This window comes from Aurantibacter crassamenti, assembly GCF_016811105.1.
Lineage (GTDB): Bacteria > Bacteroidota > Bacteroidia > Flavobacteriales > Flavobacteriaceae > Aurantibacter_A > Aurantibacter_A crassamenti.
Map to the genome: position 1 here is coordinate 1,186,512 of NZ_JAFBGM010000002.1, position 12,674 is coordinate 1,199,185.

14 protein-coding genes are annotated in these 12,674 nt (G+C 33.4%); 9 read left to right on the forward strand and 5 right to left on the reverse strand.

Going from position 1 to position 12,674, the window contains the following annotated elements; all coding sequences use genetic code 11:
- Nucleotides 1-6 precede the first annotated feature (6 nt).
- The 5 genes from JQC67_RS17670 to JQC67_RS17685 all read right to left on the reverse strand — a co-directional run bounded on the left by JQC67_RS17670 (nucleotide 7) and on the right by JQC67_RS17685 (nucleotide 4,753).
- A complete protein-coding gene (locus JQC67_RS17670) occupies nucleotides 7-1,707 on the reverse strand; it encodes an alanine/glycine:cation symporter family protein (RefSeq protein WP_203254231.1) in 1,701 nt (566 codons plus the stop codon).
- Nucleotides 1,708-1,809: 102 nt separating this feature from the next.
- Nucleotides 1,810-2,817 carry a potassium channel family protein gene (locus tag JQC67_RS17675; RefSeq protein ID WP_203254232.1) on the reverse strand — a complete coding sequence of 336 codons (1,008 nt, stop codon included), beginning with the start codon at nucleotides 2,815-2,817 and terminating at the stop codon, nucleotides 1,810-1,812.
- 1 nt (nucleotide 2,818) lies between these two features.
- Nucleotides 2,819-3,046: a PspC domain-containing protein gene (locus JQC67_RS19100; RefSeq protein WP_238934890.1), complete on the reverse strand. Its 228-nt coding sequence runs from the start codon at nucleotides 3,044-3,046 to the stop codon at nucleotides 2,819-2,821.
- A gap of 9 nt (nucleotides 3,047-3,055) precedes the next feature.
- A complete protein-coding gene (locus JQC67_RS17680; protein ID WP_203254233.1) occupies nucleotides 3,056-4,339 on the reverse strand; it encodes a DUF2851 family protein in 1,284 nt (427 codons plus the stop codon).
- Nucleotides 4,340-4,441: 102 nt separating this feature from the next.
- The gene (locus JQC67_RS17685) at nucleotides 4,442-4,753 is read right to left on the reverse strand and encodes a rhodanese-like domain-containing protein (RefSeq protein WP_203254234.1); all 312 of its coding nucleotides are present in this window, start codon (nucleotides 4,751-4,753) and stop codon (nucleotides 4,442-4,444) included.
- A 146-nt stretch (nucleotides 4,754-4,899) separates the two neighbouring features.
- Between JQC67_RS17685 and JQC67_RS17690 the strand changes: the two genes are divergently transcribed.
- The 9 genes from JQC67_RS17690 (at nucleotide 4,900) to trpB (ending at nucleotide 12,672) form a co-directional block, all read left to right on the forward strand.
- On the forward strand, nucleotides 4,900-5,346 hold the full coding sequence (locus JQC67_RS17690) for a MarR family winged helix-turn-helix transcriptional regulator (RefSeq protein ID WP_203254235.1): 447 nt from the start codon (nucleotides 4,900-4,902) through the stop codon (nucleotides 5,344-5,346).
- Nucleotides 5,347-5,364: 18 nt separating this feature from the next.
- A complete protein-coding gene (locus JQC67_RS17695) occupies nucleotides 5,365-5,994 on the forward strand; it encodes an NAD(P)H-dependent oxidoreductase (protein WP_203254236.1) in 630 nt (209 codons plus the stop codon).
- A 35-nt stretch (nucleotides 5,995-6,029) separates the two neighbouring features.
- On the forward strand, nucleotides 6,030-6,608 hold the full coding sequence (locus JQC67_RS17700) for a YceI family protein (RefSeq protein WP_203254237.1): 579 nt from the start codon (nucleotides 6,030-6,032) through the stop codon (nucleotides 6,606-6,608).
- A 229-nt stretch (nucleotides 6,609-6,837) separates the two neighbouring features.
- Nucleotides 6,838-8,235: an anthranilate synthase component I family protein gene (locus JQC67_RS17705; RefSeq protein WP_203254238.1), complete on the forward strand. Its 1,398-nt coding sequence runs from the start codon at nucleotides 6,838-6,840 to the stop codon at nucleotides 8,233-8,235.
- Nucleotides 8,236-8,281: 46 nt separating this feature from the next.
- On the forward strand, nucleotides 8,282-8,899 hold the full coding sequence (locus JQC67_RS17710) for an anthranilate synthase component II (protein WP_203254239.1): 618 nt from the start codon (nucleotides 8,282-8,284) through the stop codon (nucleotides 8,897-8,899).
- A gap of 76 nt (nucleotides 8,900-8,975) precedes the next feature.
- Nucleotides 8,976-9,968: an anthranilate phosphoribosyltransferase gene (gene trpD, locus JQC67_RS17715; protein WP_203254240.1), complete on the forward strand. Its 993-nt coding sequence runs from the start codon at nucleotides 8,976-8,978 to the stop codon at nucleotides 9,966-9,968.
- Nucleotides 9,969-10,020: 52 nt separating this feature from the next.
- The gene (gene trpC, locus JQC67_RS17720) at nucleotides 10,021-10,803 is read left to right on the forward strand and encodes an indole-3-glycerol phosphate synthase TrpC (RefSeq protein WP_203254241.1); all 783 of its coding nucleotides are present in this window, start codon (nucleotides 10,021-10,023) and stop codon (nucleotides 10,801-10,803) included.
- An 81-nt stretch (nucleotides 10,804-10,884) separates the two neighbouring features.
- Complete coding sequence (locus JQC67_RS17725; RefSeq protein WP_203254242.1) at nucleotides 10,885-11,487, forward strand: phosphoribosylanthranilate isomerase; 603 nt, start codon at nucleotides 10,885-10,887, stop codon at nucleotides 11,485-11,487.
- Nucleotides 11,488-12,672: a tryptophan synthase subunit beta gene (trpB, locus tag JQC67_RS17730; RefSeq protein WP_203254243.1), complete on the forward strand. Its 1,185-nt coding sequence runs from the start codon at nucleotides 11,488-11,490 to the stop codon at nucleotides 12,670-12,672.
- The last annotated feature ends 2 nt before the right edge of the window (nucleotides 12,673-12,674 follow it).

The window sequence follows — 12,674 nt, forward strand, 5'->3', positions numbered from 1 at the left end:
TAATAATTAGTCTTCTATTGCATCAGTTTTTAATTTGATAGCATCTAGATATCGATTCAGCTGTTTTTTCACCACAGGATAAAGGAAGAAAAGCCCTATCATATTTGGAAATACCATTGCAAAAATCATAGCATCTGAAAATGCCCAAATGGAGCCCATACTTGCTGCAGCGCCAATAACAACGAAAATTAGAAACAAAAACTTATAGGTTAAATCTGCAACTTTACCTCGTCCGAAAAGAAACTTCCAAGATTGTAGTCCGTAATACGACCATGAAATCATGGTAGAAACAGCGAATAACACCACAGCAATTGTCAAGAATATATTAGAATAAGGTATGTATTCTGCAAATGCCTTTGCTGTTATACCAGCTCCCTGTACAACTTCATTACCAATCATAACAGCTCCACTACCATCAGTACTTACATCAGCACCATATTCAAAGTAGCCACCGAAATTAAAAATTACAATAACTAGCGCAGTCATTGTACAGATAAGTACCGTATCAATAAAAGGTTCAAGTAATGCCACAAGCCCTTCACTAGCAGAATACTTTGTACGTACTGCAGAGTGTGCTATGGAAGCAGAACCAGCACCAGCTTCGTTAGAAAAAGCTGCTCTTTTGAATCCTACTAATAGAACACCAATTATACCCCCTACTCCAATTGCCTTAGGGTTAAATGCTTCTGTTATAATTAAAGAAACCGCATCATCAATTAATGTAAAATTGCTTAGAATGATATACAAACAAGCCACAACATACATTACTGCCATAAATGGGACCACTTTTTCCGTTACTTGGGCAATACGTTTAATACCACCGATAATAATAATACCAACCAATATTGCTAACACTATTCCGACTATTGCACCAGCTGCAGTACTTTGCCAGTTAAACAATTCTTTTAAAACAATAGTTGCCTGATTAGATTGGGCTGCGTTTCCGCCACCGAATGAACCACCAATACAGAAAATTGCGAATATAACAGCAGCAACTTTACCAACTTTCTTAAAGCCTTTAGCTTTTAATCCTTTACTGATATAGTACATGGGCCCACCATAAACAGTACCATCTTCACCAACATCTCTGTATTGTACGCCTAACGTACATTCAACAAATTTGGTAGACATACCCAAAAGACCACAAATAATCATCCAAAAAGTAGCACCTGGCCCACCTAGAGCAATTGCTAAAGCAACACCTGCTATATTACCGTTACCTACGGTACCAGAAACAGCAGTTGCCAAAGCCTGAAAGTGACTCACTTCGCCATCAGAACTTTCATCTCGAATAGTATCGACAATATCACCATCAACAGCGAGATTATCTTCCATTTTTACGAGATGCTCTTCTATATCTACATTTGATAAATCTTGCCCTTGTGCGATACCATCTTCCCCATACAATTCTTTTGCACCATGCTTTTCAATATCTTCATACTTACCTCGAACCGTATTTATCGCTTTACCAAAAAATCGAACATTCGGAAAACCAAAATATATTGTAAAAAACAAAGCACTAGCAACCAACAACACTAAAACAAAAGGAATATCAGGATCTTGCCAAATATTAAAGAAGATAACAGCAGAAAAGAAATCGGAAACTGGCTTAAAAGCCTCATCGATTTTTTCATCCAATCCTTGTTCCTGAGCAAATGTTAAAACAGGAAATAAAAGAGTGAAAATTGTAAGAAGTTTATACTTCATAGTATATTTATTTGGTTTAATTTAAAAGTTTGTTGGGCGACAATATCCTAAAAATAAGCATCAGAATCAAGTATTACTTCAAGTATTAACTAATTATAGATTTTATTCAATTTTAAACATTTGGTTGAGATTTTTTATCTGCTCAGGATTACCCAATACAATTACCTTACTTTTAGATTCTAATTTTAAGTCTGGCCCAGGGTTAATAACATATTTTCCATTTGGAGAAATATAACCAATTATTGTACAACCCGTTCTTTTTCTTAAGTCTAAGTCGTTAATAGAACTGCAGTCCATATTACCAATAAGTTCTTCAATCTCCACTACTTCTAAATTAGCTGTGCCATCAGTAACATTTGAAATTCGATCCATAAAATCAATTAAATCGGGATTTACAACCAATGCAGCCATATGATCACCGCCAACTTTGTCTGGCATTATCACCTTATCTGCACCTGCCAAACGTAATTTTTTTTGCGAGTTAATTTGAGAGGCTCTACTAATAATAAATAATTTTTGATTCAACTGTTTAGCGGATAATACAACAAATAGATTATCTGTATCTTCGGGTAAAGCTGCAATAAGGTAATTTGCTTTTTCGATACCAGCTTGCATTAAAACCATATCATCATTTGCATCTCCCTCCACGAAAAGAAAATCCTCTTCAAATTTTTCTATTACACTTTTATCTTGTTCAATTACAACAAACGAACGCTCATAATTTGCAAGGCTAATTGCAGCCTGCGAACCATTTCTTCCAAAACCACAGATTATTGTATGACCAGTTAATGCTTTAATTTTATTCTTCACTCTTTTTTTCTTAAGTATTTGTAAAGTGTTTTTTCCAAGAATATATTCGGTAATTACCGCAATAGCAAATCCTATAATAAAAACACTAGTTATAATTAATAAAACTGTAAATATTTTTGCAGAATCGCCTAAAGGATGAACTTCATTAAAACCTACCGTTGTTATAGTTATGATTGTCATATAAAAGGCATCAAGCCAATCGAAATCATAAATAAAATGATAACCAAATAAACCAATAAACATTACTGAAACCAGTAAAAAAATCGCCAAGTATATTTTAGAACGAAATAGTTTAAACATATTATAGGTCAAAAACTGAGGTTCTTTTGGTATAAATCAAATCTTTAATTTTAAGCAAAAATGTAAGAAATAGATAAAGAGCAAAACCAAAACCCAAAGTTGCAAAGGTCAGATAAATGAATGATGTTCTAACCACTCTTGCTCTGATTCCCATGCGATCAGCGATTCGCCGACACACCTCGAAGCCTCGTTTTTGAAAGTAATAAAGTATATTATAGAAAAAATTCATTCTTTAAAGCTAACTATTTCCTTTTAATAATTCAGCACCTACCGCACATTGCAAACACCTATTTTTTGAACAATACTCATTATACAATTGTATGATAGCTTGACTATCACCCGCATTTTTAATATTTACTTTCAACATTTTATAGTTTGAAACTATAGTATTTTCTTCTGATTTTAAATGCGATATTAGCTGTTGAATTTCCTCATCAACAACCTTACCTAGATACTTAGCATGACTAAATTTTATAGGTAAAATGGTATTCACAATCAAAAGATCAATAAATTTCTTGGTTAATCTTTTGGGGTTCTTTTTTGACAATTTACCAAATGTGTAATGGTTAGTCCAGTATTCACTGGCTTTTATATTGAACAAACGATACATCTCAGACAAGTCATTACAATTAATTAGAACACTAAAAAGGTTTTGATGCTTAGAATACAGACTCGCCAATTGAGAAAGTCGAATTGTTGGGAAATTTGAAGGTCTTAATTTAAAGAATTCAGGTTTTTGAACCGCAGCTTCTTGTAATTCAAATTTCTTCTTTTGAAACTGATATTCTTTTTTCAACTGAATGTAATAATCATCTACAATTGTATTCTTTTCTAACAAACTTGACATTCCGAAAAAAACACTTTCAAGAGCAAAGGTGTCGTTTCGAAGTTTTTTAAGTATTGAAAAATCTAAGGCATTTGCTAAACTCATAAAGGCTTGACCGTTTATTTTGAGTCCAAAGTTTTTAAGTAACATTTTAAAAAGCACCTGCTCCCAATCATTATTTGATTCTTTCAATAAGACATATACCAAGTCCGATTTAGCTTCTAAACGCTCAAAAAACAAACGTTCTTTCCAATTATTCAATAAGAAATCATCTACAGAGGCTATCTCATTTTCACAATTTATAAATGATTTACCACTTTGGTTAAGTAGATTCTGATAGTTATTTAATAAATCTTGTGAAATATAATTTTTGAGCGCTACCGTGGGAATTTTTGTTCCATCACTTCTAAATATCTCCGAATCATCTTGCCAAACAACATGTAATATTACATTATTGTAGTTAGAATCTTGTTGATGATTGTGAACATACCAATCAGAAGACTTCAAATGCATTTCTACATTACCAGCCCATAATTGATTACCAATTTTAATTTTAGAATTGAAAAAATCAGGACCTGATTGATGATTATGAAGCCCTACATCAATAATAGTGACTGTTTCATTATCTGAAGTTATCAAATCTGCTAATTGCAGTTTTTTATACTTCCATATAAAATGTAAGAGGTCTTCGCGCAATGTACATTGGTTTGGTATACAATAGTTTTATTTCAAAAATCAAACAGTCAATAAAACTGACCGTAATTTTTAAAACTACCAACCTTAATTATTTACACAGCTCTATTCAGCTACTTCCCCTTCCCAATTCATAAACCCACCTTCTAGATTATAGGCGTTTTCAATACCAAGGCTATTTAAAATGGCACAAGCTTGGCCACTTCTATTACCGCTTCTGCAGTAAACATAGTAGTTTTTACTTTTATCTAGTTTTTCAACTTTATCCATGAATTCTTGACCCAGATAAATATCAATATTTATTGAATTCGGAATATACCCATCTTCTACTTCCTCTGGTGTACGAACATCCAGTATAATAGCGTTTTGATCCTCATTCAATTGGTCTTCCCACTCGTTTTGTGATAAATCTGACATAACTTTTACTGTTGAATTTTAAAATTCAAAAATACGGTATTTGTAGCAAAAGGTGTTTGAAAAATTATTTAACAAACATTTAGCGAAACTATTCTAAAATAAACCAAATACAGTTATACATTTGTATATACAATTGTTGTAGATACATGAATGTAGAGAAAATCATAAAAACCGAAACGGAAATTCCATTAATTCCGAGAACATTGATTCATTTAACATTGGTTAATGCGAAGATTACTGAAATTTTTGCATCAGCCTTAAAGCCGCATGATATATCAATTCAACAGTTTAATGTACTTAGAATATTAAGAGGACAAAAGGGTAAGCCCTCAAACCTTTCAACGCTGAACGAGCGAATGGTGACAAAAATGAGTAATACAACTAGACTGGTTGATAAGCTTTTATCAAAAGGCTATGTAGACAGAATAGTATGCCCCTCAAATCGCCGAAAAGTTGAAATTAATATTACTAAAGATGGATTAAAGGCCCTTAAATTTATGGATGCCGAAATGGAAAAAGCAAATGACTTTATTGTACAAGATTTGACCGAACAAGATCTTAAACAATTAAATAATTTATTGAATAAATTTTAACCTTGAATTTTAACTAATATGAATATTATAGAAGACCTTAACTGGCGTTATGCCACGAAGAAATTTGATGATTCGAAAAAAATATCAAATGACGATATAGACACCTTACTAGAGACAGTAAGATTGAGCGCATCTTCATACGGTTTACAACCGTATCAAGTTTTGGTAATCACCAATGATGAATTGCGCGAAAAATTAAAATCTGCTTCATGGGGGCAATCACAAATTACTGATGCCTCACATCTTATTATATTTGCTAATAAGGCAGATTTCGGTAATGAATTGGTAGATGATTATTTAGAAAATGTTGCTGAAACTCGAAACTTAAAACTTGATTCTCTAAATCAGTATGGTGAATTTATGAAATCGAAACTTGGCATGCTTTCTGAAGTAGACAAAAAGAATTGGACAGCAAAACAAACCTATATTGCACTAGGAAACTTATTATCTGCAGCGGCAACGTTAAAAATTGATTCATGCCCAATGGAAGGTTTTGATGCCAAAGAATATAATAAAATATTAGATTTAGACAAGAAAAATTTGAACGCATCAGTGGTAATAACATTAGGGTATCGATCTGAAGAAGACGAAACACAACACTATAAAAAAGTTCGTAAATCGAACGAAGAACTATTTATACAACTATAATTAATAAAATCATTAACTAGTAAACATTTAAAATTATGAAAAAAGGAATATTAAGTTTAGCATTCGCTATGGTTTTCGGATTAACTGCAACTGCTACTGAGCCAATTGACGGCGAAAAAAAAGAAATAAAAACTGAAGCAAGTTCTATCACTTGGAAAGCCTATAAAGTAGCTGGTGGCCATGAAGGCACAGTAGCGCTTAAATCTGGTCATTTATTATTTGATGGCAAAAAACTAACAGGCGGTGAATTTGTTGTAGATATGCCAACATTAGTATCAACTGATGTTCAAGGTGAAATGAAAGGTAAATTAGAAGGTCACTTAAAATCAGATGACTTTTTCGGAGTTGAAAATCATAAAACTTCAAAATTAATTATCACAAGTGTTAAACCTTTTAATGATAAATCTTATACAGTAACTGGAGATTTAACTATAAAAGGTATTACAAAACCTATAACTTTTGTAATTTCACTTTATGAAAACAAGGCGATGGCTACTTTAAAAGTAGATCGTACCAAATATGATATTAAATACAGATCTGGTAATTTCTTTGAAAACCTTGGTGATAAAACAATTTACGATGAATTCGACCTTGTTGTCGATTTAGCATATTAAGTAAACTTGACCTCACAAGTTTAACCCCGTTTCTTTATTGAGACGGGGTTTTTTATTTGAATTAATTTGCAAGTTTAAAAATGATTTATATATTTGAAGCAATGAATATTTACATGACAAAAATATGGTGGTGGAGCAACTCTCGAAAAAAATCGTGAGCTGAGCATCATTATAGTCAAACTATATAAGGCCTGTCTTCACGACAGGCCTTTTTTAATTAATGCGATTTATGAAATACCAACTAAAAACATCTTATAAAAAAATACTTGCTGACACCATTACTCCGGTTAGTGTGTATCTGAAAATTAGAGATCGTTTTCCGAACAGCATACTATTAGAAAGTAGCGACTACCATGCAAATGACAATAGTTTCTCATATATCTGCTGCAACCCTATAGCTTCTATAAAGGTTGAAAATGAAGTTATTGAAGAAAATTATCCTGATGGCAGCGTAAAAGAAACTAAAATAGACCAGCAAACCAATGTTGTAGAAATCATTGAAGCGTTCAGTAAAAATTTCACTTCTGAAAGCAATGATTTTAAGTTTATCAACAACGGTCTTTTTGGTTATATGGCATACAATGCTGTTCGGTACTATGAAGATGTGACAATTTCACATAAAGAAAATTCATTAACCATACCAGATATTTACTATGCAGTTTATCAAAATATTATCGCTATAAATCACTTTAAAAATGAAGCCTATATTTTTGCGCATTGTTATGAGAATGAAGCGAATATAGCTGAAATTGAACAAATCTTAAATGTTCGAAATTTTGCTTCCTATAATTTTTCTATGGAAGGAAAAGTTGAATCAAATCTAAAAGATGAAGAATACAGAGAACATGTGCGATTGGCTAAAAAACACTGTCAACGTGGCGATGTTTTTCAACTTGTACTTTCACGAAGGTTTTCACAAGGTTTTAAAGGCGATGAGTTTAATGTTTATCGTGCATTACGTTCTGTAAATCCTTCTCCGTACTTGTTTTATTTTGATTATGGAGATTTTAAAATCTTTGGTAGTTCGCCAGAAGCACAAATAATTGTCAAAGACGGAAGTGCTGAAATTCACCCAATAGCAGGTACTTTCAAAAGAACAGGTAATGACGAACAAGACGCAATATTGGCTAAAGAATTAACTGAAGACACAAAAGAAAATAGCGAACATGTAATGCTCGTGGATCTCGCAAGAAATGACTTAAGCCGAAATGGCAACATGGTTAAAGTTGCAAATTATAGAGAGGTGCAATTTTTCTCACATGTTATTCATTTGGTTTCAAAAGTAATTGGGCAAAAGAAAAAAGATATTCCAACAATGAAAGTTGTGGCAGACACTTTTCCGGCCGGCACATTAAGTGGAGCGCCAAAACATATGGCCATGCAGTTGATTGAAAAATATGAAAAAACAAGTCGTGGTTATTATGGTGGTGCAATTGGTTTTATGGATTTCACCGGAAACTTTAATCATGCTATTATGATCAGAACTTTTTTGAGTAAGAATCATCAATTGCATTATCAAGCTGGTGCAGGTTTAGTTGCAGCATCAGACCCTGAAACTGAATTACAAGAAACATATAGCAAATTAGGCGCACTTACAAAGGCCATGGAAATTGCTGAAAACATTTAAAGTCCTCCCCTAACTTTATATATGGAGGGGATTAAAAAAAATAAAAATGAATAATAAAAACGCAGACAAAATCACCAATTCTTCTTCTTCTAGAAGAGCAGGTAATAATGTCTTAGTAATTGACAACTACGATAGTTTCACTTATAATTTAGTACATTATTTAGAAGATTTAGGTTGTACGGTTACTGTAAAAAGAAACGACCAATTAACGCTTCAAGAAGTTGATGCTTTTGACAAAATAGTTTTATCACCAGGTCCGGGAATACCTGATGAAGCGGGATTATTAAAGGCAATCATATCAGAATATGCAGCAACAAAAAGCATCTTTGGGGTCTGTCTAGGTCAGCAAGCAATTGCCGAAGTTTTTGGTGGGTCACTTATAAACTTAGAACAGGTTTATCATGGCATTGCTACTAAAATAAAAATCATTAAAGATGATATTCTTTTTATAGGCATGTCAAAAGAAATTGAAGTTGGGCGCTATCATTCATGGGTTGTAAATAAAGATTTACCTGAAGTTTTAGAAGCAACATCAGTTGATGAAAACGGACAAATAATGTCGCTTCGTCATACAGAATACGACGTCTGCGCTGTTCAATTTCACCCAGAATCGGTTTTAACACCTGAAGGAAAAAAAATATTAGAAAACTGGTTAAATAGCTAAAATTCAATATTGAATTAGAGTAATACCTATAAAAACTATTCTATATTTTTCACCTCAGCATTAACACTATTAAAACATGAAAGAGACACTAAACAAACTCATTAACCACGACATTCTCACTAAAGAAGATGCAAAGCAGATTTTAGTAAATATTGCTAAAGGCGACTATAATACGAGTCAAATTGCAGCTTTTTTAACCGTGTACATGATGCGTAGCATTACCATTGAAGAACTAGAAGGTTTTAGAGATGCACTTTTAGAACTTTGTGTGGCTATAGATTTATCAGAGTATAACCCTATTGACCTTTGTGGTACAGGTGGTGATGGTAAAGACACTTTCAATATTTCAACATTAGCATCTTTTGTTACGGCTGGCGCAGGTGTTAAAGTAACCAAACATGGTAATTACGGCGTATCTTCAAAATGTGGTAGTAGTAATGTAATGGAGTTTTTAGGCATCAAATTTAGTAATGAGGCTGACTTCCTAAAAAAATCGATTGATGAAGCGGGCATTTGTGTTTTGCATGCACCCCTATTCCACCCAGCTATGAAAAATGTAGCACCAATTCGTAGAGAATTAGGTGTAAAAACCTTCTTTAATATGTTAGGACCAATGGTGAATCCGGCATTTCCAAAAAATCAAATGGTTGGCGTATTCAATTTAGAATTAGCTAGAATGTATGGCTATCTGTATCAGAACACAGATAAAAATTTCACAGTTTTACATGCGCTTGATGGTTATGATGAAATTTCTTTAACGGGTAACACAAAAACTATTTCTAACAATTCAGAAGGCATGCTAAAGCCTGAAGATTTTGGCGTAAAAAAAATAAAACAATCTCAAATTCTTGGCGGCGAAGGCATTGAAGATTCTGCCCAAATATTTTTAAATGTGTTACAAGGAAAAGGTACCGAAGCACAAAACAATGTTGTTTGCGCTAACGCTGGAATTGCTATTGCTACAGTTAAAAACCTAAGCCCGAAAGCTGGTTTTGAACAAGCTAAAGAATCATTGGCAAATGGCAACGGATTAAAAGCTTTAAAAAAATTACAAGAATTGAGTAAGTGATACTAAATAGGTGATATTTTAAATTAGTATTTCTATCAATAGATAATATTTTATGAATATTCTAGATAAAATTACAGCAGATAAACGCAAAGAAGTCGACCTAAAAAAGTCTTTGATTTCAATTACTCAATTTGAACAATCTGCATTGTTTGAACGAGATTCTAATTCGCTAGCATCTGCATTAAGAAAGAGTAATACAGGAATTATTGCAGAGCACAAAAGGCGATCACCGTCAAAGTTGACAATCAACCAAAACACAAATGTTGGTCAAGTTGCAAAAGGATACGAAAATGCAGGTGTATGTGGTATGAGCGTACTAACCGATATCAAATATTTTGGCGGTTCACTTGAAGATTTAATTCTAGCCAGAGCTTGTGTAAAAATGCCTTTATTACGAAAAGAATTCATCATTGATGAATATCAAATTCTTGAAGCAAAAGCACATGGCGCAGATGTTATTTTACTGATAGCTGCTATTTTATCCAAAGAAGAAATTAAAGCATTTTCTGAATTAGCAAAGAGCCTGAATCTAGATGTTTTACTTGAAGTACATAATGAAGAGGAGCTGCACAAATCAGTTATGCCCAGTCTAGATATGTTGGGCGTTAATAACCGAAACTTAAAAACCTTTGAAGTAGATTTGAATACCAGCAAAGAATTGTCGAAAATTATTCCTGATGATTTTGTAAAGGTTTCAGAAAGTGGCATCAGTTCAATTGAAGCCATTCAAGACCTTAAACACTATGGCTATCAAGGATTTTTAATTGGTGAGAATTTCATGAAGACTGATAACCCAGGAAAAAGCGCTAAAGAATTTATACAAAAACTAAGCTAAACGGTGGATTATAAATATACCAAAAAGGACGAAAATGAAACTGACTTAAAGTCGAAAAACTTTAAGTTAAAAGTCTGTGGTATGAATAAAAACACCTTAGAGGTTGCAATATTAAAACCAGACTATTTGGGTTTTATTTTTTGGGAACCTTCTAAACGGTATTTTGAAGGTGACATGCCGCACATACCACATAGTGTAAAAAAAGTAGGCGTTTTTGTTGATGCAAGTATTGCTGAAATTAAATCATTGACAAAAAAATATGGTTTACTGCTAGCGCAATTGCATGGTAAAGAAAGTCCCGCATTTTGTGATGAGCTAAAAAAACAAGTACCGCAACTAAAAATTATAAAAGTATTTTCGATAAAAGACAATTTTGACTTTAGTCAATTAAGGCATTTTGAAGATGTATGCGATTACTATTTGTTTGACACCAAAGGAAAGTTACCTGGTGGAAATGGGTATACATTTAATTGGGCGGTTTTAAAAAAATACCCATCTACAAAACCTTACTTTTTGAGTGGAGGCATCGGATTAGAAGAAACTGAAACCATACTTGAATTTTCAAAAAGGCCCGAATCAAAATATTGTCAAGTCATTGATGTGAACAGTAAGTTTGAAGATGCACCAGGACTGAAGAATATTGAAAAATTGAGCGAATTTAAAAAATTGATAACTGACAACTAAATGAGTTACCAAGCAAACGAAAAAGGATATTACGGCGAATTTGGAGGAGCATTTATTCCTGAAATGCTGTATCCAAACTGTGAAGAATTACGGCAAAATTACGTTAGAATAATGCAAGAAGAATCCTTTAAAAAGGAGTTTGATTCATTATTAAAAGATTATGTAGGCCGCCCTACACCTTTATATTTCGCTGAACGTTTATCAAAAAAATACAAAACTAAAATTTATCTCAAAAGAGAAGATTTATGTCATACAGGCGCCCATAAAGTCAACAATACTATTGGCCAGATTTTGATGGCTAAAAAATTAGGTAAAAATAGAATTATTGCTGAAACTGGTGCTGGGCAACACGGTGTTGCAACCGCTACGGTTTGTGCATTAATGGGTATTGAGTGTGTGGTTTATATGGGTGAAATTGATATTGCCCGTCAAGCGCCAAACGTGGCACGTATGAAAATGTTGGGGGCAGAAGTTCGGCCAGCACTTTCTGGAAGTCGTACCCTTAAAGATGCTACAAACGAAGCAATTCGCGATTGGATTAACAACCCAGTAGACACACATTATATAATTGGTTCAGTAGTAGGTCCACACCCCTACCCTGATATGGTTGCTCGTTTTCAATCGGTAATTTCTGAAGAAATAAAATGGCAATTACAAGAAAAAGAAGGACGTGAAAATCCAGATTTTGTTGTTGCTTGTGTAGGTGGCGGAAGCAATGCTGCAGGTGCGTATTATCATTATTTAGATAATGAAGAAGTTGGCATAATAGCGGTTGAAGCGGCAGGACACGGTATTCATTCAGGGGAAAGTGCTGCGACCTCAGCATTAGGAAAAATAGGAATTATACATGGCAGTAAAACCTTATTAATGCAGACTCCTGATGGACAGATAACAGAACCATATTCTATTTCTGCAGGATTAGATTACCCTGGAGTTGGACCAATGCACGCAAATTTATTTGCATCTGGGCGCGGTGAATTTATCTCAATAACCGATGACGAAGCTATGACGGCAGGTTTACTGTTATCAAAATTAGAAGGTATTATTCCTGCAATTGAATCCTCACATGCTTTTGCAATTTTTGAGACTCGAAAATTTAAAGAAAATGATATTGTCGTTGTGAATTTATCTGGTAGAGGCGACAAAGATTTAAACACCTATATTGACTATTTCAAGCTAGCATAATA